The following is a 25512-nucleotide window of genomic DNA, read 5'->3' on the forward strand; positions in this document are numbered from 1 at the left end:
GCGTGCAACGCCAGCCCGAACGAATTCGCAAGTATTTCGAGCACGGCCCTGTTCGCTATGCAGCTTGATACAAGTTCACAGGGGCCGGATCAATAGCCTTTCCGAAAAGAAGTCTATCGACTTCTGGTGGCTCTTCTCTGCCGGATTCTTAAGATTAAGGAAGTGCTTTGTGACGTGATCGGCATGGGGGTTTTTTTCTCGCCCACCATCTTCGTCGTACAGCCAATATTTGTGGTAATCCATGACATGTTGGATCTCCTCAAGCGCCAACGTATTCACATTGAAGATTGCCACCGCTCACCCCGTGTCTCATATTTTTGTGAATTATCTTGCACGGGCAAAGAGATTTTTTCAAGTTCAGAACGATATCGATATAACCGCTTGAATGGAACGGCACCTCAACGAAGTCTCAACACCGTCTGAAATCGGACCAAAGGGAATCCCCAAAAGCGGCTGCGATGGGAATCGATCCCAAGGCTCTCACCCCAGAATCGCACCCACCGACAAAACGCGTCGATTGCCAAACGCCCCCGACCCCGCGTAAAATGGCGCTCTTCGCGGGCGTCGTATAATGGTAATACCCTAGCTTCCCAAGCTAGAGCCGTGGGTTCGATTCCCATCGCCCGCTCCACTTCAGCTTTCCATGGTGTTCCAAGGACGTCCATGGAGTGTTGCAAGTCATTGTCACGGTTCGATTTTTTCGGAATCTTCGATCCAGTGACGTCCAGCGAAATCCACTGACAGCCGGTCAAAACCGGTACATTAGGTGGTACATCGCAATGCGGAGCTTCCCAGTTCCGCATTGTTGCTGGGGGAGCCGGGGCCCAATGGGAAACATGGCACTCAACTCGCTTTCAAGGAGTTGGGATCATGCTTTCGGACCTCACGGTTCGCCAGGCCAAGGCGACCGGCAAGCCGTACACCCTGGCCGACGCAGACGGCCTTTCGCTCTTTGTTTCAGCCACCGGTGCAAAGGCGTGGCACTTCCGCTTCTCGTGGGGCGGCAAGCGCGACCGCATGTCCTTCGGCACGTATCCAGCGCTCTCGCTGAAGGACGCCCGCGCACTTCGCGATGAAGCCCGCTCGCTGCTCGCCAAGGGCGTCAATCCCCACAGCGAACGCAAGCGCAAGCGGCACGCGATCGTCCTGGCCGGCGAACACACCTTCATGGCCGTCTACGAGCAATGGTTGGCTCATCGCCGTCTCTCGCTGGAGGAAGGACGGCAGACCAGCCTGGAGCAGATCGGGCGCGTCTTCAAGAAGGACGTGTTTCCGTCGCTGCGGCACCTGACCATCTACGAGATCACCCGTGCGCACCTGCTGGACATCATCGGCAAGGTGGAAAAGCGCGGCTCGCTGTCGGTGGCCGAGAAGCTGCGGACCTGGTTCACCCAGTTGTTCACCTACGCCACGGTGGCGATCCCCAACATGGGCGAGAACCCGTCCAGGGACCTGGAAGTGGTCGCGTTGCCTTTGCCGCCGGTCGAACACAACCCGTTCCTGCGCATGCACGAGCTGCCGGCCATGCTGCAGACGCTGCGCAAGTACCGCGGGCGCCTGAACACGCAGTTGGGCTTGCGGCTGTTGATGCTCACCGGTGTGCGCACTGGCGAACTGCGCTTCGCCACGCCCGATCAGTTCGACCTCGACCGGGGCCTGTGGATCATCCCCGTGGCCAGGCTCAAGCAGCGAAAGCTGCTCACCAGGAAGAAGCGCAAGCGCATCATCGACATCCCGCCCTACATCGTGCCGCTGTCGGTGCAGGCGCAGGAGATCGTTCGCCACCTGCTCGACAACTTCAAGCCGGCCCAGGTTCATCTCATTCCCGGCGACTGGTGCCTGAAGAACCCGATCAGCGAGAACACGCTCAACGCCGCGCTCAAGCGCATGGGCTACGAGGACCAACTCACGGGGCACGGCATCCGGGCAACTATCTCGACGGCGTTGAACGAACTCGGCTACCCGAAGAAATGGGTGGACGCCCAGCTTTCGCATGCCGATCCAGACAGGATCAGCGCGACCTACAACCATGCCGAATACGTCGAGCAGCGCCGCGTCATGATGCAGGACTGGGCCGATCGCCTGGACCTGTTTGAGCAGAATGAGGTCGAGGTTGCCAGCCGGCATCTGACCATCACGCTTCAGGGCCTGCCGACCATTGCCGGCCAGGCGACGGTGCAGCCGCCGGTGCTCGACCTCACCGCGCCGCAGCTGATCGTGACCGCGCCGGCGCCCGACAAACCCGAAGCGCCGGCATCGGTGCAGCGGCTGTCGGCCGTGCGCATGCCCGAGTACGCACGGCCGCGCCTGTCGGACGCGCAGCGTGAACGCCTGCAGGTGCTGGAGATCTTCGAGGCGCCGCACAACCTCTCGGTGGCGGACTACGCCAGGCTCGCGGGCAAGTCGCGCCGCTGGATCACCTACGAGATCCAGGCCGGCAACCTGCTGTCGATCCACATGGGGCATCGCGGGCAGCGAGTGCCAGACTGGCAGCTCGATCCGCTCAAGCGCAGGCTGGTCCAGTCCGTCCTGAAGCAACTGCCACGGGGCATCGACACCTGGGACATCTACCACGCTCTCCTGCGCTCATATGAGGCCCTCGGGACACGGCCGGCCATCGAAGCCGTCAACCCAACGAACCTGCACCTTGCCGCGCGGCTGGTGGCCGCACAGTGCATGCAGGCGAGCGAGCCAGTCATGACGACCGAGTTTCCTGAGCAGGTCCGGCAAAGCGTGCAGCGGCTGGTGCGCGAAGCAGTCGCTGCCGATGTCGCCGAAGCGACGCCCGGAGACTGATCAAGCCAGGGTCGCGCCGAAGTTCGGTCAGGCGCTTGCCTGGAGCGATTGGAAGAACCGCTCCAGGTGGGTGCTGTCCGTATTTCGACGGCTCAGGAAGTAGGTGGTGAGCGTCAGCGCGCCCTCTTGCAAGGGACGCTGGACAACGCCAAGGGAACGATGGCCCTCGATGCGGGCGGCGGGTGCCAGGCAGACGCCGTAGCCGGCGGCCACCAGGGTCATCATCAACCCGAACGATGTGGCCGTCGTGACGTCCGAGGGGAAGACGCCGGCCGCCGTCAGCAGCGTGTCGATCTGCCCGCAGTAGCCCACACAGTCGCGGGCATCCAGGGCGATCCAAGGGTGGTCGGCGGCCTGCTCCAGGGACACTGACGCGAAGGCCAGCAAGGGGTGATGGGCAGACACGGCCAGTGCCAGCGCATCGCGCCAGACGGGGCGGACATCGATGCCTTCAGGGGCTGCGGGCGACTGGCAGAGGCCCGCCTCGAAAGCCCCCGCGAGCAGTCCTCGATGCAGGTCCTCCAGGCGTTCTTTATGAAGGCGAATGGGGTGGTCCGGATGGCGCCGGCGATGTTCCGCCATCGGCACCGACAACCGGGGATAGGCCAGGCAGTCCGACAGGGCAATGTTCAAGGGATCGGGAGCGATCATCGTGTCACCTGCACAACGCCGACACTGGGAAAAACCGGGCGCGACCGGTCGATGAGATAAGTTTAACGTGGTTTAGATTCGCTTTGCGCGTGACGCTTCTGTTGATGCAGAAGCGATCGGTGCAACGCGGCAGACCCGCAGGGACAAGAACCTATGAAAGCGAGCCAGCGCGCGCTTTCGGCGTTGCCGTGCGCGAGGCACGGACCGCGCAGGGGCTGGCCCAGGAGGTGCTCGCGGAACAGGCGGGCATCGCCCGGTCGCACATGGGCAAGATCGAGCGCGGCGAGCACATGCCCACGCTGGTGTTGATCCTGCGGATCGCGAAGGGGCTGGGGTGCTCGGCCGCGGCACTGATGGCCGCGACCGAGGCGCAACTGTCCGAGGAAGAGAACGACGCCGAATAGCCATGCCGTCATGGCGGTGAGGCGTCAACAACGTTCTTGTACGTCAAGGTTGTGACTTGCCAGGCGTTCATTGCCACCTCGCATTTGACACGCGACCTTTTTCGTAACATCATTTGTTTCATGAAAAGAGACAGCCGCCTCTCGTCTGTCCTGCATGCGCTGCTGCACATGGCCGAGCAGGATGGACCCGTTACCTCAGAAACCTTGGCGCTATGCCTGGGAACCAACCCGGTCGTCGTTCGGCGCACGATGGGATACCTGCGGCAAGCGGGGATCGTCACCTCCGAACGAGGTCACTCAGGAGGATGGCGTATCCACGCCGACCTTGGCAGCGTCACCCTGCGTCAGTTGCACGAAGCCCTGGGCGAGCCGGCGACGTTTGCCATCGGCAACCGCAACGAGACACCGGAGTGTCTGGTCGAGCAGACGGTCAATGCGGCACTCGAAGGCACGTTTGCCGAAGCCGAGGCGCTGCTGCTGAAGCGGTTCTCGGAAATCACCCTTGCCGATCTGGCCTCTGACTTCGCACGCCGGCATGCGGCTTTACGACATTCAAGGAATCAATCATGAATCACGATGTGATCGTCGTCGGCGGAAGCTACTCAGGAATGGCCGCGACCCTGCAACTGGTGCGCGCACGCAGGTCAGTGCTGGTGATCGATGCGGGCCAGCGGCGCAACCGCTTCGCCAGCCATTCACACGGATTTCTCGGTCAGGATGGTGTGCCGCCAGGTGAAATCGCTGCAAACGCACGCCGCCAGCTTCAAGCCTATCCAACGCTGACCTGGCTTGAAGGTCGGGTGGAAGCTGTCGCCGGGCAGGCGGATGAATTCACCGTCACGACGGCTGATGGCGAGTCGCACCTGGGGCGACGCATTCTGTTGGCGACGGGGGTGACCGACCAGCTTCCAGCCATCGACGGGCTCGCGCAACGCTGGGGGAAGACGGTTTTTCACTGCCCGTACTGCCATGGCTATGAACTTGGACAAGGCCGCATCGGCATCGTCGGTGCCAGCCCGATGTCCATCCATCAGGCTGAACTGCTCACGGATTGGGGGGATGTCACCTTGTTCGTCAACGGTGCATTGGAACTCAATGAGGAAATCAGGTCCACTTTGGAACGCCGAGGCGTGGTCATCGAAGAGGCGCGCATCGACAAAATCGAGGGGCATGCCGACGTGACATTGGTGGACGGAAGGCGACTGAGCTTTGCGGGCCTGTTTGTTGCAACGCGAACCGTTCCCTCCGACCCTTTGGCCAGGACAATCGGCTGTGCACTGGAAGAAACGCCCATGGGCATCCAGATCCGCACGGATGCCGAGAGCAAGACCTCGGTGCCTGGGATCTTTGCCTGCGGCGATGTCGCGCGGGCACCGCATTCGGTGTCGCTGGCCGTGGGCAACGGTGCCATGACCGGCGCCCAGATTCACCGATCACTGCTTTGGCCCGAGACGATCGAGCCAGCGCAAGCGGAAGGCCGCGCTCGATGACGTCGTTCTCCGACCCGACGGCGGTATCGGGTTATGCGGAAAGAACCGCGAGGATCGTGCCGGGCCTGCGCGACCTGCACCGGATGGCGGGCGTGCTGCTGGCCGAACGCGCGCCGGCCGACGCGCGCATCTATATCGACAGCGCCCCCAAGGGGCCCTTCGATGGCGCGACCTGCCTGCTGACACTGCATTTCCTGCCGCCAGCCGAGCGGCTGAAGACGCTGCAGCAAATACACCTGCGACTCAAGCCCGGTGCGTCCCTTGTCGTCACGCATCACAGTTTTCCCGGCGACGATCCCGTCAGGGACAGATGGCTCTCGCGCAATGCGGCGTTTGCGGCTGCTTCCGGCGTACCAGTGCGTCAAGCCGAAGGCAGCATCGCGGCGATCAAGGAACGGCTGCCCGTGCTTTCGCCCGCGCAGGATGTCGATCTGCTCCGCGAGGCTGGATTCACGGACATCGACCTTTTCTATTGCGCGTTCACCTTCAAGGGTTGGGTCGCCCATCGAGCATGAAGGGGTATCGACGATGCAAGACATAGGGTCGGCTGGTGCGCTGCCCGTGTGTGGCGAGGAGGCTCCTAGCCGTGCGCCAAGGATAGGTAGGGGTTGTCCGGCGGGACTTCCGCGAACAATGCCGAAGGCGCCATCAACAGATAGCCGTGCAACCGCCGCGACTTGCGCGGCCCGGTGACTTCGCAGGTCCAGATGTTCAGGCCGCTGTCCTGTTTGCGGTGCAGTCCCAGCTTCTCGAAGCGCTTCTGCACCCATTGCCAGTCGTGCAGATTGTCCTGCCGGGCCAGCACCTGGATCTCCGGATGTTCCTGCGCGTAGCGCTGGAAAACACCGGGGCTGACCAGGTACGCCGTGCCATCGACGGTATGCACCAGTGCCTTCGCGTCGTTGATGATGAGCTTGCGCGACTCGATGCCTTGCCTGAGCCAGGCGATGAAGGCTTCCCCGAACGGCGTGGCCTTCGCGGGAGCCGGCATGGTGGCAGGACTGGTCGGCGCCAAATGGGTCACTGTCGCAGGTGCGGCGGTGGATGGTGATGGCGGTTCCGCGCTGGCGGACGATGCACTGGTGGTGGCTGCGTCGGACGCATCGAGCATCGACAGCAGATCGGAGACCGGGTCCGCGATCCCTGCCGGGCAATCCGCTACCCCAGGGGACGGTGAGGTGGCCGGGATACCGGAGGGGGTCGACGCGTCATCTTCGCCAGGGAGGGGCTCTTCCGTCGTGACCGTGCCAGCGAACGATGTGGGACGCTCTCCCGACTCCCAGATCAAGGCCGGCGACAGGCGCAGGAAGGTAAAGCTGTGCGACCAGCCTGTGCCGCTCGTGACGGTCGCCCGCCAGATCGCCTTCCCATCCGGGGCGGGCTGCACGATGCCATGGTCCTGGAGCACCGTGAAGACGGCAGTGTTGTTCGATGGAATGCCTTCGATGCCCTGCGACAGGAGGTGCGCGCGCAGCTTGTCGCTGACCGTCTTGCTGACGAGCCAGAGTGCGTCCTGGGTCAGCCATCCATCCGACGGGCCGCCGGGCTGGTTCAGCTTGAATTCCTCGCGCAGCAGGTAGCGCAGGCCATCGAGCAGCTTGCGCTGCAGCGCATGCTTCGGCGCCGCCATGGCCCTGGCCGGATCACCGCCGAGCGCCAGGGCCACCGATGCCTGGTCGGCCTTGATGACCAGTTCGCCCAGCGTGCCGGCATGCTCGTATTGGCCCGCCAGCACGTACAGCAGCGCCGACCACAGGTCCTGGTAGTCGCTCAGCCAGTCGAGGATGCCGGCATCGAGCACACGGGTGTAGAGCAGCCCCGTGGCGGCGCCATGCAGCCGGTACTCGCGATCCGTCCGGTAACGAAAGCGGTACGGCTGGCGCAGCGGCCCGTGCCAGGGGTGCCAGACCAGGCCATCGGCCTGCTCGACGTGCAGATCGACCGCGATCTTGCCAATGTCGTGCAGCAACGCGGCGTAGGCGGTCCCGGCGGTCCAGGCCTCGGCTTGCGCGGCCTGGGCCTCGGGCGAGGCGCCGGCCGGGAGCAAGTGGGACTGCCTCAGCTTGAGCGCGTAGGCCACGATCTCCAGGCCGTGGTCCAGCATGCCGCCCGGCCAGGCATGGTGATGCGCCTCCGAGGCCGGGAACTGCTGGACCAGCTCGGCGTAGCGTTCCAGCGGCGCCAGGTACAGCGAGCGGAACTGCCGACGCGACAGCGAGGTGCGCTGCCAGATGTGTTCCAGCAGCCGCTGCCGGCGCGGCTCTGCCAGCAGCGCTGCGGCCGACTGCGGCCGGGTCAACCCTTTGGCAGGCTCGGCGGGAGGCGGCGCGGCGGCGGTGGCCGGCGGCACCCGTTTGCGCTGGAACAGCGAAAGCATGGCGACATCCTGGTGACGGGCTGGCCGGAGGAGCCTTTTGGCCTTTTCGGGTAGGGCCTTTCCCCTTGAGGCCATTCCCTTGCTCCATCCCCAGCCCTTTGGCCTTCGACAAGCCCTTTGATATAGGGGCAGTCGGCTTCGTGTGCCGCAATCAATGCGGAGCCGGTGCGCTCCAGGATCGGGATCGGAACAGGCACTGTGTTTTCACTGGATCAGGCAGTTTCAACCGGCGCTGGAAGCACGGCAGGCCCTGAAACCCCTGCACCCGAAGGCATGCTTGTCGAGAATGAAGTAAGGAAGTAAGATTTCCTTTGAAACTTACGGAGGCCTCCCATGCTTGCCAAGCTCACTTCGAAAAATCAGATCACGCTGCCCAAGGCGGCCGTGTCCGGCGTGGATGCGGCGGAGTACTTCGACGTGACCGTCGAGGGCGGTCGGATCGTCCTGACCCCCGTGCGGGTCCAGAAGGCCCAGGCCGTGCGCGAGAAGCTGGAGCAACTCGGGATCACCGAGCAGGACGTCGAGGATGCCGTGGCCTGGGCGCGGCGCTGATGCGCAGGGTCGTCCTCGACACCAACATCGTGCTGTCGGCGCTGATCTTCAATGCTGGACGCCTGGCCTGGATACGCCACGCCTGGCAGCACCAGCAGTTGCAGCCGCTGGTCTGCCGGGAGACGGCCAGTGAACTCCTGCGCGTCCTGGCCTATCCCAAGTTCAAGTTGTCGACGTTGGAACAGCAGGAACTGCTGGCGGACTTCCTGCCCTACGCCGATGTGGTGGAACTGCCGATGCCATGGCCCGACCTGCCGGCCTGCCGCGACGACAAGGACCAGGTGTTCCTGGTGCTCGCGCATGTCGGCAAGGCGGATGCGTTGATCACCGGCGATGCGGACATTCTCGCCATGCGAGAGGACTTTCCCGGCTTGATCATGAGCGCCGAAGCATTCGCGGCGCGGCAGGCATGAAGGAGACCGGCACCGCCATGCCCAACGACCGTGGAACGACCATGAGGTAGCCAACCATGAAGCACACCGCAGGCATGACCATCGCAGCGCGACTCGGCCGCTGGCTGGGCGGCGTATGGCGCGGTTGGCTGCGCGCGGAGCGTCGGGTGCATCGATGGCTGATGGCGCAAGGACTGCCGGCGGGCGGTGTAGCGGTGCTGATCTGGGGGGTCAAGCTGGCGACCCTTGGGGTGTTGCTGTACATCGCGGTCTGGGCGGCGCTGTTGCCGGTCGCTCTCGTCGTGGCAGCCAGGATGGCGGAGCAAGCGCCGCAAGGCGACGATGATTTCCTCGGACGCAAGGCCGAAGAGCTGGATCATCGCGAAAGCCTTGCCTACGACCCCATCAACTACAGCGATGACCCAGATCCACGATTCGAAGACGATTGAACCGGCGGTTGGAGCTATTTCTGCTTGGCCGCACCGATCATCAAGCCGCCGCCCCTGCCACCGGCTTGTCCGGCATCCCGCGTGCCAGTACTCAATCCTTGAAGCACGTTGCCTGCACGGATACCAGCCCAGGCCAATGCCGCCACCCAGAACGTGGGCAAGATCAAAAACATCGTGGCCATCACGAAGTTCAGCAGCATGTCTCCGAAGGTGTTGTTGAGGCCCACCAGCGGATCGAAGTTCGTGTGCGGCCGGTTCCAGCCCCACCCCCAGCCGTAGAGTGCATCGAGGATCGTCGAGTCGATCCAGCGGGCGAGCTGAAACCAGAATTCGGTGAAGAACAGCGCGAACTGCACCACGCTCACCGTGACCACGGTCTTGAGGTCATAGGTGCCGGTCAGCATCACCAGCGGGATGCAGATGACCAGCGCCATCTTGAGCAGGGACAGCACCATCGGCAGCGCCTGCCGCACCACGTCCATCGCCGGGAAATAGCCCAGTGATCCGACGGTCAGCCCCACGTCACTGGCGGCGCGGGTGACGATGTTGGGCAGCGTCATGTCGATCTGGCCACCGTAGTCCGTGTAGACCGCCCCCTGGTTGAGTTTCTGCTGGCGAGGGCTGGCGACGGCGCGGATCACCGAGTCGTTGACCTCGGCCTGGCTCAGGAAGCCCGCCCAGCCGGCCAGTCGCGTCAGCAGGCTGGGATCGACCTGAGCCAGCAGTCTTACCCGCAGGCCGTGGCCGCCGTCGGACCACCACTGCCGGCAGGTCGGGTAGCCGCCCCCGCCGGGCACCTGGGCCAGGCCGGCGTCGCGCGTGGCGTCGAACGGCCAGGCATCGCGCGGAGTCCTGGAGCGGTAGCTGTCGTAGAAGCCGGCGGTGCCGACGAAGTAGTTGGAGCCGATCCAGGTGACGTCGTGCATCTGCTCCTCGCTCAGGCTGGGCCGGGTCATGAACAGCTTGGCGCGGGCGGGGCCATAGCAGTCGCGGGTGAAGTCGCTGATCTCCTGGGCCAGCATCGGGTCGTCGATGCGGGTCGCGTCGATGTCCATGCGGATCTGCCGCAGGTCGGTGCCGCAGGGAATGGCCGCGACCGAAGCACCGGTGATCGCACGCGAGATCGCGTGCATGGCGAACCACCACACCGGCACCTTGGCCGACTGGTTGTTGATCGTGCTGAACGATTGCGACCAGCCCGTATCGGTCGGCTCTGGGACATTTACTTGGCATTGGGTCGAACGCGAACGGTCGTACTTGATGGTGTTGAAATCGACATCGATGAAGGGGATGCCCGCGAACATGATCACCACGATGGCGACGAAGACGCGGTTCTCGATGCGAGCCGAGGACAGCACGCCCTTGTTGCCTTCGTCCGCGCCTTCCGCGCGGGCCTTCAACCATTCCTGGATGACGATCGCCAGGAACGGGACGGCGAACATGCCGCTGGCGACCAGCACCGACCAGATGCCGTTGTGGACTACCCAGGACACCAGTGTCAGGTAGTACTCCAGGTAGTCGGTGGTGAACAGCGTCATGGCGAACCTCGCGCTACCGTGCCTGCATCAGCAGGCTGGCTTCCAGCGCGATCACGGCGACGATGGCCGCAACCTCCGCGCGCAGCAGTCGCTGCCCGGCAGCGCGCTCCGGTTCCCGCGTGCGCAGGCGACGGCGCATCCAGAGCCAACCCCAGGCAGTGATGGCGTAGAGCAACAACCGCCAGACCAGGAAGGCCCCGGATTGCGCCGCCATCCAGCGCTGCCAGCCCTCGATGCTGCCCGCGATGCGGATGCCGACCACATTGACGGCGATCGCGGCGATCAGCAGCGACACCGCCCACACCAGTACCCGGATGGCACGCCGGCTGGACAGCCAGCGCGGGCACCGCCCTGCGGCACTCATGGATGGCTTCCGCCGGACGGCGGCCGCTGCAATTCATCGACCCGATTGCGTACCGGGTCGCCCTCGTAGATGCCACGCGCACCGGCGGCGCGGGTGCTGTGGCGCTGGATGATCGCCATCGGCGAGTTGCTGGCCAGTTCGCGGCGCAGCTCCAGCTCTGCCTTCAGGTTGTGAATCTCGCGATCGAGGATGTCGCTTTCGTGGGTGACGGCCTTCTGGGCCAGTTCGTTGGCGGCCACGTTGGGCTCCTTGCGCCCGGTCAGCAGCGTGCGTTGCAGCAGCAGCGCCTTCTCCAGCACGCTGGCCAGCGCAACCTCCGAGGCCAGGCGCCGAGCCAGGATGTCCTGGTCCGTCTCGTCGCGCAGCGCCTCGATCACGCCACGGGTGATGGGCAGCGACGCGCTGCCCGCAGCCTGCAGGTTCTGCGCCGTGGTTGGACGGCTGCCGGCGACCAACTCCTGCAGGGCCTGCAGCTTGTCCTCGTATTCCTCCTGGATCAGCGGGGTCAGGCCAACGCCCGGCGTGGTGACGGTCTTGGTGCATGCATCGCAGGTGCGCTGTTCCTGCTCGCCCAGCACGCGAACGGCCCAGGCCGCGGCGGCATCGGGCGAACTCCAGGTCTGGCAGGCCATGTTGCCGCCGCAACTGGCTTGCGGAATCGAACTGGCATCGCCGACGCCACGGCCATTGAGCAGGTTGTAGCCGGCGCGGGTCACGTCGCCGACCACGCGCACCGGACGTTGGCCCGCGCCGCCGGCGTTGTCTCCGCCGACCCACGGTACGCCATTGTTGCCACGGTTCGCCTCGGCGTCGTCGATGGCCGAGACCGCATCGGTGCTCGCGACGGCCTGCTTCAGCGCCATGCCTTCGGCGAGTTGGCCCCAGCCGAGCTGCCCACCCGCCATGTCGGCCATGCGGTTGGCGATGGCACGGCAGGTCAGCTTGCTGCGATCGAAATCCAGCCTGGCTTGCAGCACCCCATTGGTCAGCAGGTTATACAGCCCTGGATCGGCGCGCTGGATGATCAGCGCGGGCAGCGACGCCACGGCAGCGGTGGCGTTCTGGATCACCGAGGACATGATGGCCTGGAAGCCGTTGGTGATGCCGTTCAACTGGTTCTGCAGCGTGGTGGTGATGCTCATGTCGCCACAGATCAGGTTGCTGTTCCAGCCGACGCCAACACCGATGGAGTGCATGTTGGCCGCACCGCTCATGGATACCGCGCGGCCGCCCCCAATGCTGTAGAGCACGTCGTCGCCGATCACGCTGCCCTGATGCTGGACGCCGTACTCGTTGACGCTGGTCTGCGCCCCGGCGCCGGAGCAGCACATTGCTGCAACGGCCAATGCGACGCAAAGAAATCGACGGGCGCTCGGCGGTGGAGTCGTCATGGCATCGGGCCTCACAGGAAATCGACGCTGCCGAGGAACACCTGGCCGCGGCGCTGGCAGCAGCTATAGGGACGCCACAATGCCCAGGCGTAGTCGCCTTGCCGGGCCTGCACCTTGGCATTGCCGTGGGGGAATACCGCGCAACTGCTGGACAGCGTGGGGGTCAGCTCCTGCCACTTGCCCGTGGCGGCATCGGTTTCCATCAGGGCGCCGGCCGGCCAGTAGCCATCGCGCGAACTGGCGAGCAGCGGTTGGTAGACGTGGATCTGGTTGCGGCGCGTCACGATGTCACCCGCGCGCTGGGCGACCACGGCTGCGGCCTTGTGGTCATCCACCTGGTGCAGGAAGCCGCCACGCGGATAGACGTTGCCCCAGAGATTCATGGCCGTGCGCGTGCCGATCTCGCGCCGGCCGGGAATCAGTGCTTCCGGATACAGCGCCTCGGGGATGTTGTAGCGCCATGCCAGCGTGTCGAGCGTGCTCAGCAGATAGGGCATGAAGGCGGTGCCGGCGCCCTCGCAGGTGTAGCCGGAGGCGCTGGCGAACTGGCTGAACACATAGCCACCCGGATGGCCGATGACGTCGGCGTTCTTGAACTTCGCCAGGTTGTTCTCGTGATCCTCGTTGGTGGTGCCGTCGCCGCCGGCCTTCGCGGTCGGGTTCGGCAGGCTCATCGCCCGCACCTCGACCCAAGGGTTCTCGCCGGTGTTCGAGTAGCTCGACACCACTGCATCCGGGATGTAGTGGCGCACCTTGACCGAGGTGCGTACGGTGCATCCCGTCCAGGTGCAATAGAGCCAATAGCAGATGCCGGTGACGCGGTATTCCAGGCAATCCGGCGACAGGGTGGAGGCCACGATGGTGGCGGTGTTCAGTGCAAAGGACGATGCGGAACACCCCAGCAGCAGCGCTGCGATGGCCAACCGCTGGCGCCGGGATGGCGCGAACGGACGCCTCGTCATGGCTGCGTTCTCCGGTATTGGTCGATGCGGGCTACCGCACGGGCCACGTCCGTCTCGCCATAGACCACGTATCGGCGATCCACCACGATGGCGGGAATCTTGGTGACGCCAAGGCTCCAGGCATCGGCAATACCCTGGTAGGCGGTGCCGATCCTTCGCTGCAGGTCTGTACCGCCCAATTTCAGGCGTTGCTGGACGATGGCGCTGGCGCGCTCAGGATCGGTGGGCAGGTTGTCGGCCAGCTCCGCTTCGAGCACCGCGGCCGCGTCCAGGATGAGGTGTCGGTCAGCCTGGCCAAGGACCGGATGATGCGAGTCGGTAACGACCCAGACTTCCGAAGCGGCGGCGCGAGTGGCCAACGCCAGAATGGCGATGGCCGTAGCAATCCATGCTGGGCGAGCGCGAGCGGCATGAGGAACAGCGCAAGAGTCCATGGGACAACACCGGAGGGAAGCCAATCCGGTGGCAGTCGAACCGAAACCAGTCCTCGACGCGACAAACAAAGCGGAGACCACCTCGCCCCGTTTTCACCATCCTTGTCTGCCCCGACTCGCTGATCCGGACCTACGCGCGTGCCATGAGCTGACTGTGTGCAGTGGATGGGTATGGGCCGATCCGGCCCCGTGGCCCAAGCTGTTCACATCGGACGCCGATGTGGCTTGATTGCTGGCCGAGATTGATATCGGCGATGACAACGGCCACGTATCTGGTTGTTGCGACTTGAGCCTAGACGATGTCCCCAGTCCTACTGGATGTCCTCGGCGGAAGGAATGCCGCGGCAGACCACATGGTCGCGGGAGGCGTTGAGCGCATAGACGTACCCGTACTGCCCTTTGCTGGCCGGGAACGCTTTGAGCTCGTGGGCGATGAGGCCAACGATCAGATCGTTGACCTGCATTGTGGACTAGTTGTGATCTCTCAGTAGGTTGTTCATCCGGGGCATCTCTGGAAGATGGGGGTTACGAAGCCAAACCAGCCCCCAGGAGCCCCGGATGAACAACCTACTGAGAGATCACAGCTAGAGGCAGAGAAGACTAAGCCACCAGCATCACCAGCAGAACGACGCACAGCAGCGTGATGTATGCCTTGGCGTGAATGGTATCGGGAATCCGGCCAATCCACCTCGATGTGGCCCGGATACCCAGCCATGAACCAACCGCCAAGACCGCGCAAGCGCGCAAGTCGATGTAACCCGCGTGCCATGCACCCAGCGGTGCATCGTTCCACGCCAGCAGCGCATAAGTCGCCGAGCCGACCACGGCCATTGGCAGCGACAGTGGGTTGGCCGCTGCTGTCGCAGCGGTCATGCTGGCGCCGCGGCGGCGCATCAGCGGCACGGTCATCACGCTGCCGCCCACGCCCAGGAAGGCGGCGATCGCACCAATCGCCGTGCCTGCGGCAGCGGTCATCCACCGTCCCCATGGACGAATCCGCGCAGCCGTTTCCTGGGTGAAGCCCGGCCGCAGGATGCTGTCGAGGATCGTCAACCCCAGGTAGAAGATGAAGGCCCAGCGTACCCAGTCCCCGCTCAATGCCAATGCGGCAGCCGCGCCCGGTATTGCGCCCACGGCGATGTAGCCCAGTAGCGGGCGCACCTGATCCCACGGCACCGTGCCAGCTTTGTGATGGCGCATCGTCGCCAGCCCCGCACCGAAGATCATCACGCAGGTGGACGTGGCAACGGCCACGTGCATGGCGGCGTCGCCCACGGCGCTGCCGCCATGCGTAGCCAGGAGCACGGAATACAGCACGGGCACGACGACGAAGCCACCGCCGAAGCCGAACAGCACGGTCGTTATCCCGGCGAGGAAACCAAAGAACAAAAGCAGGAAGTACATGGCGGAAACCGCATCGTGAGAGGACGAAACTTCACGATAGGGTGCGCCGAATTGGCTGTCTCTCGCTGATTGGTCAATAATTCTTTTGTTTAGGCCATCCATTGCCATGCGCAACATACCGCTGGACTCCGTGGATGCCGTGGCGCGCCCCGTGCTGGCCATCGGCACCGATTACCCGCCGGGCACCTTGCTCGACACCCATACGCACCGGCGCGCCCAGGTGCTGTACGGCATGAGCGGGGTGATGGAAGTGGAAACGGACGATGGCGCATGGGCCATTCCACCGTACAGCGGCGTGTGGATTCCCGCCGGCAAACCCCACCGCGTGCGGATGCAGGGTGTGAGTACGCGCAGCCTCTACATCGAGCCGGCTGCCGCGCCGCGCCCGGCAGATCACTGCGAGGCGCTGGTCATCTCCCCTCTGCTGCACCAGTTGCTGCTGGCCTCGGCGGACATGCCCGCGCTGTACGACGAGGACGGGCGCGACGGTGCGCTGGCGCAGTTGCTGCTGCACGAAGTGCGCCAGACGCAGACGATGCCCCTGTTCGCGCCGATCCCCCAAGACCGCCAGCTTGCACGGCTGTGCAAGGCGTTCCTGAAGTCGCCCAGCATCCAGGCCACGCCGCAGATGTGGGCGCAACGGCTGCACAAGGGCCTGCGCACTTTCACCCGGTTCTTTCACCAGCAGACGGGCATGAGTTTCGGGGCATGGCGGCAGCAAGCCTGCCTGCTGGCGGCGCTGCCCCGGCTATCGGCTGGGCAGTCCGTCACGCAGGTGGCGCTGGATCTGGGCTACGACAGCCCCAGCGCGTTTTCCACCATGTTCAAACGGCGGCTCGGCAAGACGCCGATGAACTTCATCAGCGAATCCGACACGGCCGCATCTCGGTAGGGGGTTCCGTGTCCCTGTCGTGAAATACACATCGCCCAGCCGCCGCAAGCAGGCAGTGGCTGAACGTTAACCATCCGTTCCCCATGATCGCCATGTTCATCGCTACCTTTCCTTTTCGGAGGACAAGGCCTGTCCTTGGCTGCGTACGGAATTCAAGCCCGCACCGCGTTTTCTTGCCCGCGTCCTGGCGATATCGACACGGCACCAGGGACGTACCTGCCAATGCTCAGCTTCGAACCGGTCGATGGCTGCTGCATCGCGCAAGGTCATGCCGATCATGTCCAAGCCATCGACCAGCATCCGCTTCTGCCTGGGTTGCAAATCGAAGGGATATTCATCGCCCTGCGGCGTGGAAACGATTTGCTTCTCCACGTCGATGGTCAGGCGCTTTTCCTGGCCATGCGCCACGCTGTCCATCAACGCCTGGACCTGCTCCGGCGGCAAGGTGACAAGCAGCAGGCGATTGTTCATCGCATTGAAATAGAAGATCTCTCCGTAACTCGGCGCGACGACAGCATCGAACCCGGCCTGCTGCAATCCCCATACCGCGTGCTCCCGGCTCGATCCGCAGCCGAAGTTCGCCCCGCCCAACAGAATGCGCGCGCCGCGATATTCCGGACGGTTGAGCACGAAGTCCGGGCGAAGCCGCCCTTCGGTGTCGAAACGCAGGTCATGCAGCAGTCCGTCTGCCAATCCGCTCTTGTCGATCCCCAGCAGGAACTGCTTGGGCATGATCTGGTCGGTGTCCAGGTTGCCGATTGGCAATGGCGCCGCCACGCCTGTGATACGGTGCGTTTCGCTCATGCACGGAACTCCTTGCGAATGTCGACGATGCGTCCGGCGATTGCGGCAGCGGCAGCCATGGCCGGACTCATCAGATGCGTGCGGCTGCCCCGGCCCTGCCGACCCTCGAAGTTGCGGTTGGTCGTAGAGGCGCAACGCTCGCCCGGCGCGAGTACGTCGTCGTTCATCGCCAGGCACATCGAACAGCCCGGCTGTCGCCATTCGAACCCTGCCTCGACCAGCACCTGCGCGATCCCTTCGCGTTCGGCCTGGTCACGGACCAGCCCGGAGCCAGGCACCACCATCGCCCGCACGCTTGGTGCAACCTTGCGCCCCTGCACCACCCGCGCCACCTCGCGCAGGTCCTCGATGCGGGCATTCGTACACGAACCGATGAACACGCGGTCGATCGGAATACCTTCGATCGGCGTGCCAGGCGCCAAGCCGATGTAATCCAGCGCCTTGTGCCAAGTTGCCTTCTCGATATCACCCGAGGCGTCGCTCAATGGCGGCACGGTGCCATTCACCGGCAGCGCCTGGTCGGGACTGGTCCCCCAGGTGACATAGGGGGCGACCTCGGAAGCATCGAAGCGATGCTCGGCATCGAAACGCGCCGATGCGTCCGTGCGGAGTTGCTTCCATGCCGTGTGCGCGGCCGCCAGCGCAGCGTCGTCCATATCGCAGATCCGCTCGGACACGTAGTCGGATGTGATCGCGTCAGGCGCGATCAGCGCCGCGCGGGCACCGGCTTCCACGGTCATGTTGCACAAGGTCATGCGCGCCTCGGCGGACAGTGCGGCGATAGCTTCGCCGACATACTCGACCGCATAGCCACGCGCGCCTTGTGCTCCGATCTTGGCGATGATGTGCAAGATCAGGTCCTTGGACGTCGTCCCCAGAGGCAGTCGACCATCGACTTGGATTCGCATGTCCTTGGCCACGCGGTACACCAGAGTCTGCGTGGCAAGCACATGCTCCACTTCCGACGTGCCGATCCCGAACCCGAGTGCCCCGAGGGCACCGTAGGTCGTGGTATGGCTGTCGCCGCATAATACGACCATGCCGGGACGGATCAGGCCAAGTTCCGGCGCGACGACATGCTCGATTCCTTGCATCGGATCACGCACGTCGAACAGCTCGATCCCCTGCTCAGCACAGTTGGCGGCAAAGTTCGCCGCTTGCCGTGCGGCGGGGGCGATGTCGATCGTACGCGCCGCGATCGGCACCGGGCGCGTGGGGATGACGTGATCGACCACGCCCATTTGCTGGTGTGGGCGCCGCACCCGCAATCCACGTTGCGCCAGTCCTGCAAAAGCTTGTGGGCTGGTGTATTCGTTCATGATGTGCAGGTCGACATATAGCAGCACGTTGTCGACATCCAGGCGTTCGACGGTGTGCGAATCGACCAGTTTTCGGTAAAGCGTCGTCGCTGGCATGGGCAGGCTCGAGGACATTCATGAAGGCAGGAAGGCGAGGACGTGATCGAGCAACACCTCGGGTGCTTCCTCCGGGATGTAGTGGCCGCAGGGCAGCGCCATACCCTTTACGCCGGGATTCCAGCGGCGCCACTCGGCCAGAGGGTCGAAGCACCGTTCGATCACGCCATCGCGTCCCCACAATGCCAGGAAGGGACATTGGATCTGCTTGCCCGCGGCAAGATCGGCCTGATCGTGTTCGAGGTCGATACCTACCGAGGCACGGTAGTCCTCGCAGATGCCATGTGCGGTTGCCGGATCGGACAGGCAACGCAGATAGGCAGCATAGGCCTCCGGCGCGAAAGGCTTCAGGCCGGCACTGCGGGCTCCCATGGTCTGCTTCAGGTAGAGATCCGGGTCGGCCCGGATCAACGTCTCTGGGAAAGGCGACGGTCGCACGAGGAAGAACCAGTGCCAGTAGGCGTGCGCGAATTCGAATGAGGTCTGCTGGTACATCGCCAGCGTGGGTGCCACATCCAGCGTGACCAGGCGGGATACCACATCTGGATGATCCAGCGCCATCCGCGCCGCGACCCGACCACCCCGGTCATGACCGATCACCGCGAACGTCGGCAGGCCCAGCGCCTGCATTAATCGCACTTGGTCCAAGGCCATCCGACGCTTGGCATAGTTGGCGTGGTCTGGCTCGCCTGGCGGCTTCCCGCTGTCGCCATAGCCGCGCAGGTCCGCAACGACAACCGTGAATTGCCGCGCCAGCGTCGGAGCCACCTTGTGCCAGATCGCGTGTGTCTGAGGGTGTCCATGCAGCAGAAGCAGCGCCGGCCCGGTGCCGGCCATCAACGCATGAATCTTGATGCCATCGACCGTGGCGGATACGTCGGAAAAGCCTTCGAACATCCCTTGCCTCCATGTTCCGACGGCCATTCTATTCCTGCATCAGAACGGCGTTATTGAATTATATTTATCCAATTAATAACTTATAAGAACGAATTGGAGCATCATGTCCGAGTTCTCCGACATCCGCCTTTTCACCCTGGTGGCGCGCCATCGCAGCTTGGCTGCGGCCGCGCGCGAACTTGGCGTCACCCCGCCAGCGGTCAGCAAGCGCCTGGCGCATTTGGAAAAGCGGCTCGGCGTGCGCCTGACCCATCGCACGACACGACGCCTGACACTCACGCCGGAGGGCGAACGCTACCTGGCCGAGGGATCACGCCTGCTCGGGGAATTGCAGGAACTTGAGCAAGTGCTGATCCGCGGCCATGCCGAACCGGCCGGACTGCTCCGTGTCAATGCCTCATACGGTTTCGGTCGTGCGCGGGTGGCACCGGCCATTTCGGCGTTCGTTGCCCGCTATCCCGCCATACGGGTGCAACTGCAATTGACCGACCAGCCCTTGAACCTGCGCGAACACGGTTATGACATCGGCATCCGCTTCGGCGATCCTCCCAGCGCCCGGATCAATGCAAGGTTGTTGCTGCGCAATCACCGTCTTGTATGCGCTTCGCCGGCCTATGTTGCCCGGAACGGTAAGCCGAACGTTCCGCACGACTTGGTGCGTCACGCCTGCTTGGTCGTTCGGGAAAACGATGCGGCCTACGGCGCTTGGCATTTCCGCCGCGGAAAGTCCACCGAGACGGTCAAAGTCGACAATGTGCTATCGAGCAACGATGGCAACGCCGTGCTGCGCTGGACGCTGGACGGCCATGGCATCGCCATCCGCTCAGCGTGGGAAATCGCACCCTACCTGGCCCGGGGCGAACTGATTCCATTGCTGAGGGATTGGAAGCTACCCAACGCCGACATCTACGCGACCTACCTGGAACGCAGCGAGGTGTCGTCCGCCAAAGTGCGCGCGTTTCTTGACTTCACGGCAAAATACTTGGCGACGAGTTGAAACGCCATCAAAAGGCAGCAATAAGCATTTCCAGGGGAGGAGTCATCGTGACGCCAAAGGCGATCACGCACTCGAGAGGCCGATGCCAGGCGGATCACACATCGGCACTGTTGCAATGCCCCATCAACAACGCCGATTCCACCATCCCCGGCAGCAGACTGCGCTGGGCGAGATCGCGCTTGAGCCCTCGCCGAGGTTGCGCCGCCAGAGTCCAGCAACAGCCGCGGCAGCGGACTTCAGTGCTTCATTTGTGATGCGCACAATCTCGTTGACGAACCTCATCCCGGCGCGCTTGGTCACGCATGAATGCAACCCAGCGGTCGGAGGCGAATGAGGTGTCGTTGGGGAGCGCAAACGATTGCATGGCTTGACCGGCAGGTGCGACGGCGATGCAGTTGACATCGCCATTGCTACGGAATAGCATTCTAACTAACGGTCGTTAGGTATTCTCGGATCGTTATCGGTTGTTGACCGATACGAATTCACCACATGGAGAGTCTCGAATGAGTGCGGTTGCAGGACCAGTCGATGGTGAGGCGGGATTTCCGCTGAAGATCTACGATTTCCCTCGGGGCCCTTACCCGACGCGTGTCCGGATCGCCCTAGCAGAAAAAAACCTCCAGTCACGCGTGGAGTTCGTGATGGTTGATCTCCGCAAGGGGGAGCACAAGGATCCCAGGTTCATCTCGGATAAAAACTACTCCGGAACGGTTCCGGTGCTTGAGCTTGCGGATGGAGCGTGCATTGCCGAGTGCACCGCCATCACGGAGTATCTCGATGCGCTTGTCGGCGGTCCGGTTTTGACGGGCTCCACAGCGTTCGAGAGGGGAATGATTCACATGATGAGCAAGCGCGCCGAACTGGAGCTGCTTGACGCCATCAGTGTTTACTTCCACCATGGAACGCCGGGTTTGGGGCCACTGGTGGAGCAATACCAGAACAGGGAATGGGGACTCAGGCAGCGCGACAAGGCCTTGCGTGGCATGCATTATTTCGACGATGTGCTTCGCAAGCGAGCTTATGTTGCCGGCGACGCGTTCTCCATGGCCGACATTACGGTCATCGCCGGACTGATATTCGCTGATATCGTCGACTTGGCGGTACCCGCCGAATGCACGGCGCTCTTGGCATGGTACGAAAGGATGAAAATGCGCCCCAGCGTAAAGAGCCAACCCGCATTTGCTCGCAGGTAGGCCGTTCGACGTACTCGTAACCAGACGGTCGCAAGACAAGATACCGCAGTGGAGCGTCATTACACAAGTCGAGGGCGACAGCCGTGGAGAGTCAGAGAAACACGAACTCCAGTGACAAGATCTTGTCCATTGCAACACGAATCGCCCAGGCGCACGGTTACGGTGGCTTGAGCGTTCGCCGCTTGGCCGAAGAAGTCGGTGTCAAACCTGCAAGTCTTTACCATCATTTCCCGAGCAAGGCGGCTCTCGCTGCTGCAGTTGCCAGGCGATACTGGGAAAATTCGTCGACGCAATTGGAAGAACTGTTGAATCGGCTTCCGGACCCCACAGATTGCTTGCGCAAATATCCCGATATGTTCAGGAAGGCGCTGGAGAACGACAACCGCATCTGCCTGTGCAGTTTCATGACGGCTGAATACGATGACCTTCCCGAGAATGTGAGGCAAGAAGTTCGAACATTCTCTGATGTGCATATCACATGGCTGGCTAAGGTTTTGGCGAGCGCCGGGATTGTCAATCCGAACATCGCGAAAGAACGCGCGCAGGCCATCTATGCTGCAATCACAGGAGCGCAGCTGATGGCACGTGGGCGTTCCGACTTAAGTCTTTTCGATACGTTGATCACGAGCTACAGGGCAACCGGGCTTCTGCCGGCATAGAGGCGAGGCCAGCGGACGCACCACGAAGACAAGCGCTCGACTGCTGTTTGAGCAAGGCAACCGCCACGCTAAGTTTGGGGCGCGTCCAACGCCCGGCATTCTCAGGGCTGGGGCTATGCATTCCAGGGCTCAGGGGCAACCTCAAGCCGTAGTGCTCCTATGCATGAGATCCCATGGCTGCGTGTCGCCGAAGCTCATGCTCAGATGCTCGATGAAGCGGCGAACTTTCAACGACACATGCCGCTTGCTCGGATAGATGGCATGAATCGCCAAATCAGTTGTTTTGTGGTCGGGCAGCAGGACACGAAGCGCACCGCTGGCGATGGACTGCTCGAACACGAAGCTGGGGCCGTAGACCACCCCCGCCCCTGTCAGCGCTGCCGCTAGCAGCATCTGCATGTTGTTTGCAGCGAGCCGGATCGCACCATCAATGTGATGGGTCTGGCCGTTAGCATCCGTGACGCTCCAGTCTCCGGCTGAAACCGCCTGGGAGAAAGCGAGCCGAGGTGCCTGGCGGAGCTGTTCGACGGTTCTCGGCTCGCCATGTCGTGCCAAAAAGGATGGCGCTGCGCAGAACATCATGCGACACGAGGCGAGCCGCCGAGCAACGAGATCGGAGTCTTGCAGACGGCCGATGCGGATAGCAATGTCGATGCCATCTGCCAGTAGATCGACATAGCGATCGCTCAGCGTGGTCTCGATCGAGACATCGGGGTATTCAGCCAGATAATTCGATACAACGCGACCAAGATGCAGTGCCCCAAAGGTTGTCGGCGCAGCCACGCGCAACATTCCACGCACACTCTGTTGCGCGTCCTGGGCTTCGCGATTCGCGTCCTCGTACTCTTCCAGTAAGCGCTTGCATCGCGTGTAGTAGGACCGCCCTACATCTGTTAGCGTCAACTTGCGCGTACTTCGTTGAAGCAACCGAACTTTCAACTGTCCCTCGATCGCGGAAACGTGCTTGCCCGCCATCGAGGGTGACAGGCCAAACCGTCGAGCGGCGCTTACCAAGCTGCCTTCTTCGACTGCGGAGACGAACACCGCCATGCTGAGCAATCTATCCATACCACCTCATTCGATATCCTGATTATCAGGTGGTAATAAATCTAGGCCAATTATCGGCCGAACGGAATGGGTCTAGCCTAGCACTGTAGCCAGCCGATCCCCGGTGGGCTTTAGCAAAAGGATGTTCCAATGAAGGTCGAATCGAACGGCATAGAGATCCATGTCGAGGAACAAGGGCAAGGTGATCCGTCACTCGTTTTTCTGCATTACTGGGGCGGCTCGTCTCGCACTTGGAAGCATGTCTGCTCCAGGCTGGCGCCGAACTTCCATACGCTTGCTCTCGATCATCGCGGCTGGGGTCGATCCGACGCGCCTTCGATGGGCTACGGGCTGGCAGACCTTGCAGCCGATGCGGAGGGCGTGATCGCAGCGCTGCACCCGAAGCGCTACGTTCTGATCGGTCACTCTATGGGAGGCAAGGTTGCTCAGCTTATGGCGTCGCGGCGGCCTGTCGGACTGGTCGGGCTGGTTCTCGTCGCTCCTTCACCGCCATCGCCAATGATCTTGCCGAAAGAGGCACGCGAAATGATGGCAGGAGCCTACGCAAATCGCGAAACAGTGGAGGCGACTATCGACAACGTGCTGACGGCCCTCCCACTGTCAGCGGAGGATCGCGAACAAGTGATCGCGGACAGCTTGCGTGGCGCGCCAGCGGCCAAGCTAGCTTGGCCCAGAGCGACCAGCTTGGAAGACATCACCGGACAGGTAGGTGCCATCGACGTACCTACGCTTGTTATTGCAGGCGAGCGGGATCGCGTGGATTCGCCCGAGGTACTGAGGAAAGAATTACTTCCCCGCGTATCGCAAGCCGTCATGACCGTAGTACCAGGTGCAGGGCATTTGCCTATGTTAGAAACACCGGATGCATTGACTCCATTGATTGAGAATTTCTGCCGTTCACTGCCAGGGAAGGGGTGAAGCGGACATCGCGGCGGTGCGCAATTGAAGCGCCTCGCAGCTAATACGCGGCGAAAAGCTCGCCCCCCGAAGGGCGTTGCACGGACGTGGGCGGCGCAGTTCGTGCACTGGTACAACCACGAGCACCTGCACAGCGGGCTGCGCTTCGTGGCCCCGGCCGTTCGCCATGCCGGTCAGGATGAGGTCCAGTTGCAGGCACGCAGATGGGTATACGAGCTTGCCCGCCAGCGCCATCCGCAGCGCTGGACCGGACCGACCCGCAACTGGAGCCGCGTTGGCGCCGTCACCCTCAATCCCGACCGCGATGCGGGCGCGCCGAGGCAAAGCCGACAGCATGAAAGTAACCGATTAGCTGCATGAGATCAGGCGACAACTACCTTGACACGCACCGAGAGCACGCCGGCAACGGCGTGTTCTTATCCGAAGGCAAAGTCAGGTCCTGAGCGAAAGTCCGTATCGCTACCACACTGGATCAGTGCAACGCCTTTTCGCCCGGGCGCAGCGTCAAGACACGCACACCGTTCCCGGTGACAGCAACGGTATGCTCGAACTGAGCCGACAATTGCCCATCGCGCGTAACCACCGTCCAGCCGTCGTCCTCAGTTCGAATGGCACGTCGTCCTTGGTTCACCATCGGCTCTATGGTGAAAACCATGCCTTCGCGCAGTACTAGCCCCGTTCGCGGCTTGCCCCAGTGCAAAACCTGGGGGTCCTCGTGCATTTCACGACCGATACCGTGCCCACAGTATTCCCGGACGATCGAATAGCCATTCCTGCGGGCATGCCGCTCGATGGCGTGGCCCACGTCGCCGAGCGTGGCACCAGGGCGGACGGCCTGGATGCCTTTCCACATCGTTTCATAAGCTACTTGCACGAGCCGCCGCGCCGGCTGCGACACCTCGCCCACCAGATAGGTCTTGCTGGAATCGGCGATGTAGCCGTTCTTTTCCAGCGTGATGTCAAAATTGACGATGTCTCCGTTTTGCAGGATGTCCTCGGCGGAAGGAACGCCGTGGCAGACCACATGGTTGCGGGAAGCGTTTAGCGCGTAGGCGTAACCGTATTGCCCTTTGCTGGCCGGACGTGCGTTGAGTTCATGGACGATGAGGTCATCGACCAGATCGTTGACCTGCATCGTGGACATGCCGATCAGGTTCAGCCGATCAAGATGGCTGAACACCTGCGCCAAAAGCTGGCCTGACTCTGCCATCAGCGCGATTTCTTCTGGCCGCTTGGTCATGCCGCCCCCATCTTGATGGGTTGTGCCACAACGCCCGCGGCCCGCAGTTCACGAACAACGATATCGTTGAAGCTTTGCGTTGGATTCATTTCGCACAGCATGCCGATTCTGATCCAGAAGGCTGCCTGTGCGTTGATCGACCGGCACGATACTGCGCTGGCCTTGCGCAGTTGGTCATGCAGATCGTCATCGATGTTCACAATACCCATGTGTCTAGTTGTGTAT

28 protein-coding genes, 1 tRNA gene and 1 pseudogene are annotated in these 25512 nt (G+C 62.8%); 14 read left to right on the plus strand and 16 right to left on the minus strand.

Going from position 1 to position 25512, the window contains the following annotated elements; all coding sequences use genetic code 11:
- Positions 1-75 precede the first annotated feature (75 nt).
- The gene (locus CDN36_RS19680) at positions 76-243 is read right to left on the minus strand and encodes a hypothetical protein (RefSeq protein WP_287497679.1); all 168 of its coding nucleotides are present in this window, start codon (positions 241-243) and stop codon (positions 76-78) included.
- A 314-nt stretch (positions 244-557) separates the two neighbouring features.
- On the opposite strand from CDN36_RS19680, the gene CDN36_RS19685 reads away from it, so the two are divergent.
- Together CDN36_RS19685 and CDN36_RS19690 are read left to right on the plus strand one after the other, a co-directional pair.
- Positions 558-631, plus strand: a tRNA-Gly gene (locus CDN36_RS19685).
- Between the two features lie 239 nt (positions 632-870).
- Positions 871-2796, plus strand: a complete 1926-nt coding sequence (locus CDN36_RS19690) for a tyrosine-type recombinase/integrase (protein ID WP_043223412.1) — start codon at positions 871-873, stop codon at positions 2794-2796.
- A gap of 27 nt (positions 2797-2823) precedes the next feature.
- Here CDN36_RS19690 and CDN36_RS19695 read toward each other — a convergent pair whose 3' ends face one another.
- The gene (locus tag CDN36_RS19695; RefSeq protein WP_287497680.1) at positions 2824-3447 is read right to left on the minus strand and encodes a LysR family substrate-binding domain-containing protein; all 624 of its coding nucleotides are present in this window, start codon (positions 3445-3447) and stop codon (positions 2824-2826) included.
- A 104-nt stretch (positions 3448-3551) separates the two neighbouring features.
- On the opposite strand from CDN36_RS19695, the gene CDN36_RS19700 reads away from it, so the two are divergent.
- From CDN36_RS19700 to CDN36_RS19715, 4 genes are all read left to right on the plus strand, one after another.
- Complete coding sequence (locus CDN36_RS19700) at positions 3552-3851, plus strand: helix-turn-helix domain-containing protein (protein ID WP_009618091.1); 300 nt, start codon at positions 3552-3554, stop codon at positions 3849-3851.
- 120 nt (positions 3852-3971) lie between these two features.
- Positions 3972-4421 (plus strand): Rrf2 family transcriptional regulator, encoded by a 450-nt coding sequence (locus CDN36_RS19705; RefSeq protein WP_009618094.1) that lies wholly within the window; start codon positions 3972-3974, stop codon positions 4419-4421.
- A complete protein-coding gene (locus CDN36_RS19710) occupies positions 4418-5341 on the plus strand; it encodes an NAD(P)/FAD-dependent oxidoreductase (RefSeq protein WP_006489015.1) in 924 nt (307 codons plus the stop codon). Before CDN36_RS19705 ends, CDN36_RS19710 begins: the two co-directional genes overlap by 4 nt.
- Positions 5338-5856: a class I SAM-dependent methyltransferase gene (locus CDN36_RS19715; RefSeq protein ID WP_006489022.1), complete on the plus strand. Its 519-nt coding sequence runs from the start codon at positions 5338-5340 to the stop codon at positions 5854-5856. The genes CDN36_RS19710 and CDN36_RS19715 overlap by 4 nt, the downstream gene beginning before the upstream one ends.
- Before the next feature lie 65 nt (positions 5857-5921).
- Here the strand turns inward: CDN36_RS19715 and mobH are convergent, their stop codons facing one another.
- Positions 5922-7718 (minus strand): MobH family relaxase, encoded by a 1797-nt coding sequence (gene mobH, locus CDN36_RS19720; protein WP_043223415.1) that lies wholly within the window; start codon positions 7716-7718, stop codon positions 5922-5924.
- Between the two features lie 333 nt (positions 7719-8051).
- On the opposite strand from mobH, the gene CDN36_RS19725 reads away from it, so the two are divergent.
- Genes CDN36_RS19725 through CDN36_RS19735 form a run of 3 tightly spaced genes read left to right on the plus strand, consistent with a single transcriptional unit; the run spans position 8052 to position 9111 of the window.
- A complete protein-coding gene (locus tag CDN36_RS19725) occupies positions 8052-8270 on the plus strand; it encodes an AbrB/MazE/SpoVT family DNA-binding domain-containing protein (protein ID WP_006489017.1) in 219 nt (72 codons plus the stop codon).
- Positions 8270-8683, plus strand: coding sequence for a putative toxin-antitoxin system toxin component, PIN family (locus CDN36_RS19730; protein WP_043223416.1), 414 nt, complete (start codon positions 8270-8272; stop codon positions 8681-8683). The genes CDN36_RS19725 and CDN36_RS19730 overlap by 1 nt, the downstream gene beginning before the upstream one ends.
- 56 nt (positions 8684-8739) lie before the next feature.
- Positions 8740-9111, plus strand: a complete 372-nt coding sequence (locus CDN36_RS19735) for a DUF3742 family protein (RefSeq protein ID WP_180215338.1) — start codon at positions 8740-8742, stop codon at positions 9109-9111.
- Between the two features lie 14 nt (positions 9112-9125).
- Here CDN36_RS19735 and CDN36_RS19740 read toward each other — a convergent pair whose 3' ends face one another.
- From CDN36_RS19740 to CDN36_RS19770, 7 genes and pseudogenes are all read right to left on the minus strand, one after another.
- Positions 9126-10649, minus strand: a complete 1524-nt coding sequence (locus CDN36_RS19740; RefSeq protein WP_287497681.1) for a conjugal transfer protein TraG N-terminal domain-containing protein — start codon at positions 10647-10649, stop codon at positions 9126-9128.
- A 13-nt stretch (positions 10650-10662) separates the two neighbouring features.
- A complete protein-coding gene (locus tag CDN36_RS19745; protein ID WP_287497682.1) occupies positions 10663-11013 on the minus strand; it encodes a hypothetical protein in 351 nt (116 codons plus the stop codon).
- The gene (locus CDN36_RS19750; protein ID WP_043223424.1) at positions 11010-12404 is read right to left on the minus strand and encodes an integrating conjugative element protein; all 1395 of its coding nucleotides are present in this window, start codon (positions 12402-12404) and stop codon (positions 11010-11012) included. The genes CDN36_RS19745 and CDN36_RS19750 overlap by 4 nt, the downstream gene beginning before the upstream one ends.
- An 11-nt stretch (positions 12405-12415) precedes the next feature.
- Entirely contained in the window at positions 12416-13366 is a 951-nt protein-coding gene (locus CDN36_RS19755) for a TIGR03756 family integrating conjugative element protein (protein ID WP_086071293.1), read from the minus strand.
- Positions 13363-13800, minus strand: coding sequence for a TIGR03757 family integrating conjugative element protein (locus CDN36_RS19760; RefSeq protein ID WP_032958302.1), 438 nt, complete (start codon positions 13798-13800; stop codon positions 13363-13365). Before CDN36_RS19760 ends, CDN36_RS19755 begins: the two co-directional genes overlap by 4 nt.
- Positions 13801-14117: 317 nt before the next feature.
- Positions 14118-14270, minus strand: a pseudogene (locus CDN36_RS19765) (type I methionyl aminopeptidase); the annotation flags it as partial.
- A 130-nt stretch (positions 14271-14400) separates the two neighbouring features.
- A complete protein-coding gene (locus CDN36_RS19770; RefSeq protein WP_027350552.1) occupies positions 14401-15204 on the minus strand; it encodes a sulfite exporter TauE/SafE family protein in 804 nt (267 codons plus the stop codon).
- Positions 15205-15310: 106 nt separating this feature from the next.
- Between CDN36_RS19770 and CDN36_RS19775 the strand changes: the two genes are divergently transcribed.
- Complete coding sequence (locus CDN36_RS19775) at positions 15311-16096, plus strand: AraC family transcriptional regulator (protein ID WP_287497683.1); 786 nt, start codon at positions 15311-15313, stop codon at positions 16094-16096.
- Positions 16097-16198: 102 nt separating this feature from the next.
- Here the strand turns inward: CDN36_RS19775 and leuD are convergent, their stop codons facing one another.
- Genes leuD through CDN36_RS19790 form a run of 3 tightly spaced genes read right to left on the minus strand, consistent with a single transcriptional unit; the run spans position 16199 to position 19212 of the window.
- Positions 16199-16900 carry a 3-isopropylmalate dehydratase small subunit gene (leuD, locus tag CDN36_RS19780; RefSeq protein ID WP_223850484.1) on the minus strand — a complete coding sequence of 234 codons (702 nt, stop codon included), beginning with the start codon at positions 16898-16900 and terminating at the stop codon, positions 16199-16201.
- Positions 16897-18315, minus strand: a complete 1419-nt coding sequence (gene leuC, locus CDN36_RS19785) for a 3-isopropylmalate dehydratase large subunit (protein ID WP_043223483.1) — start codon at positions 18313-18315, stop codon at positions 16897-16899. The genes leuD and leuC overlap by 4 nt, the downstream gene beginning before the upstream one ends.
- A gap of 18 nt (positions 18316-18333) precedes the next feature.
- Positions 18334-19212, minus strand: a complete 879-nt coding sequence (locus tag CDN36_RS19790; protein WP_062737774.1) for an alpha/beta fold hydrolase — start codon at positions 19210-19212, stop codon at positions 18334-18336.
- 103 nt (positions 19213-19315) lie between these two features.
- Between CDN36_RS19790 and CDN36_RS19795 the strand changes: the two genes are divergently transcribed.
- From CDN36_RS19795 to CDN36_RS19805, 3 genes are all read left to right on the plus strand, one after another.
- Complete coding sequence (locus tag CDN36_RS19795) at positions 19316-20209, plus strand: LysR family transcriptional regulator (RefSeq protein ID WP_287497684.1); 894 nt, start codon at positions 19316-19318, stop codon at positions 20207-20209.
- Between the two features lie 503 nt (positions 20210-20712).
- Positions 20713-21402 carry a glutathione S-transferase gene (locus tag CDN36_RS19800; RefSeq protein WP_287497685.1) on the plus strand — a complete coding sequence of 230 codons (690 nt, stop codon included), beginning with the start codon at positions 20713-20715 and terminating at the stop codon, positions 21400-21402.
- An 83-nt stretch (positions 21403-21485) separates the two neighbouring features.
- Positions 21486-22061 (plus strand): TetR/AcrR family transcriptional regulator, encoded by a 576-nt coding sequence (locus tag CDN36_RS19805; RefSeq protein WP_287497686.1) that lies wholly within the window; start codon positions 21486-21488, stop codon positions 22059-22061.
- A gap of 141 nt (positions 22062-22202) precedes the next feature.
- On the opposite strand, the gene CDN36_RS19810 is transcribed toward CDN36_RS19805, so the two are convergent.
- A complete protein-coding gene (locus tag CDN36_RS19810) occupies positions 22203-23129 on the minus strand; it encodes a LysR family transcriptional regulator (RefSeq protein ID WP_276215766.1) in 927 nt (308 codons plus the stop codon).
- A 129-nt stretch (positions 23130-23258) separates the two neighbouring features.
- On the opposite strand from CDN36_RS19810, the gene CDN36_RS19815 reads away from it, so the two are divergent.
- Positions 23259-24047 carry an alpha/beta fold hydrolase gene (locus CDN36_RS19815; RefSeq protein ID WP_287497687.1) on the plus strand — a complete coding sequence of 263 codons (789 nt, stop codon included), beginning with the start codon at positions 23259-23261 and terminating at the stop codon, positions 24045-24047.
- Positions 24048-24519: 472 nt separating this feature from the next.
- Here the strand turns inward: CDN36_RS19815 and map are convergent, their stop codons facing one another.
- Together map and CDN36_RS19830 are read right to left on the minus strand one after the other, a co-directional pair.
- On the minus strand, positions 24520-25287 hold the full coding sequence (gene map / locus CDN36_RS19825) for a type I methionyl aminopeptidase (RefSeq protein ID WP_287497688.1): 768 nt from the start codon (positions 25285-25287) through the stop codon (positions 24520-24522).
- Positions 25284-25496, minus strand: a complete 213-nt coding sequence (locus CDN36_RS19830; RefSeq protein ID WP_287497689.1) for a ParD-like family protein — start codon at positions 25494-25496, stop codon at positions 25284-25286. Before CDN36_RS19830 ends, map begins: the two co-directional genes overlap by 4 nt.
- Positions 25497-25512 lie beyond the last annotated feature (16 nt).

The organism is Pandoraea sp. CB10b_02 (assembly GCF_002216225.1).
In the GTDB taxonomy this organism is placed as follows: Bacteria; Pseudomonadota; Gammaproteobacteria; order Burkholderiales; family Burkholderiaceae; genus Pandoraea; species Pandoraea nosoerga.

Bases quoted from the DNA above. Each gene is read 5' to 3' on its own strand.
- CDN36_RS19680 (WP_287497679.1), bottom strand. From the start codon at position 243: ATGGATTACCACAAATATTGGCTGTACGACGAAGATGGTGGGCGAGAA.
- CDN36_RS19690 (WP_043223412.1), top strand. From the start codon at position 871: ATGCTTTCGGACCTCACGGTTCGCCAGGCCAAGGCGACCGGCAAGCCG.
- CDN36_RS19695 (WP_287497680.1), bottom strand. From the start codon at position 3,447: ATGATCGCTCCCGATCCCTTGAACATTGCCCTGTCGGACTGCCTGGCC.
- CDN36_RS19700 (WP_009618091.1), top strand. From the start codon at position 3,552: ATGCAGAAGCGATCGGTGCAACGCGGCAGACCCGCAGGGACAAGAACC.
- CDN36_RS19705 (WP_009618094.1), top strand. From the start codon at position 3,972: ATGAAAAGAGACAGCCGCCTCTCGTCTGTCCTGCATGCGCTGCTGCAC.
- CDN36_RS19710 (WP_006489015.1), top strand. From the start codon at position 4,418: ATGAATCACGATGTGATCGTCGTCGGCGGAAGCTACTCAGGAATGGCC.
- CDN36_RS19715 (WP_006489022.1), top strand. From the start codon at position 5,338: ATGACGTCGTTCTCCGACCCGACGGCGGTATCGGGTTATGCGGAAAGA.
- mobH (WP_043223415.1), bottom strand. From the start codon at position 7,718: ATGCTTTCGCTGTTCCAGCGCAAACGGGTGCCGCCGGCCACCGCCGCC.
- CDN36_RS19725 (WP_006489017.1), top strand. From the start codon at position 8,052: ATGCTTGCCAAGCTCACTTCGAAAAATCAGATCACGCTGCCCAAGGCG.
- CDN36_RS19730 (WP_043223416.1), top strand. From the start codon at position 8,270: ATGCGCAGGGTCGTCCTCGACACCAACATCGTGCTGTCGGCGCTGATC.
- CDN36_RS19735 (WP_180215338.1), top strand. From the start codon at position 8,740: ATGAAGCACACCGCAGGCATGACCATCGCAGCGCGACTCGGCCGCTGG.
- CDN36_RS19740 (WP_287497681.1), bottom strand. From the start codon at position 10,649: ATGACGCTGTTCACCACCGACTACCTGGAGTACTACCTGACACTGGTG.
- CDN36_RS19745 (WP_287497682.1), bottom strand. From the start codon at position 11,013: ATGAGTGCCGCAGGGCGGTGCCCGCGCTGGCTGTCCAGCCGGCGTGCC.
- CDN36_RS19750 (WP_043223424.1), bottom strand. From the start codon at position 12,404: ATGACGACTCCACCGCCGAGCGCCCGTCGATTTCTTTGCGTCGCATTG.
- CDN36_RS19755 (WP_086071293.1), bottom strand. From the start codon at position 13,366: ATGACGAGGCGTCCGTTCGCGCCATCCCGGCGCCAGCGGTTGGCCATC.
- CDN36_RS19760 (WP_032958302.1), bottom strand. From the start codon at position 13,800: ATGGACTCTTGCGCTGTTCCTCATGCCGCTCGCGCTCGCCCAGCATGG.
- CDN36_RS19770 (WP_027350552.1), bottom strand. From the start codon at position 15,204: ATGTACTTCCTGCTTTTGTTCTTTGGTTTCCTCGCCGGGATAACGACC.
- CDN36_RS19775 (WP_287497683.1), top strand. From the start codon at position 15,311: ATGCGCAACATACCGCTGGACTCCGTGGATGCCGTGGCGCGCCCCGTG.
- leuD (WP_223850484.1), bottom strand. From the start codon at position 16,900: ATGAGCGAAACGCACCGTATCACAGGCGTGGCGGCGCCATTGCCAATC.
- leuC (WP_043223483.1), bottom strand. From the start codon at position 18,315: ATGCCAGCGACGACGCTTTACCGAAAACTGGTCGATTCGCACACCGTC.
- CDN36_RS19790 (WP_062737774.1), bottom strand. From the start codon at position 19,212: ATGTTCGAAGGCTTTTCCGACGTATCCGCCACGGTCGATGGCATCAAG.
- CDN36_RS19795 (WP_287497684.1), top strand. From the start codon at position 19,316: ATGTCCGAGTTCTCCGACATCCGCCTTTTCACCCTGGTGGCGCGCCAT.
- CDN36_RS19800 (WP_287497685.1), top strand. From the start codon at position 20,713: ATGAGTGCGGTTGCAGGACCAGTCGATGGTGAGGCGGGATTTCCGCTG.
- CDN36_RS19810 (WP_276215766.1), bottom strand. From the start codon at position 23,129: ATGGATAGATTGCTCAGCATGGCGGTGTTCGTCTCCGCAGTCGAAGAA.
- CDN36_RS19815 (WP_287497687.1), top strand. From the start codon at position 23,259: ATGAAGGTCGAATCGAACGGCATAGAGATCCATGTCGAGGAACAAGGG.
- map (WP_287497688.1), bottom strand. From the start codon at position 25,287: ATGACCAAGCGGCCAGAAGAAATCGCGCTGATGGCAGAGTCAGGCCAG.
- CDN36_RS19830 (WP_287497689.1), bottom strand. From the start codon at position 25,496: ATGGGTATTGTGAACATCGATGACGATCTGCATGACCAACTGCGCAAG.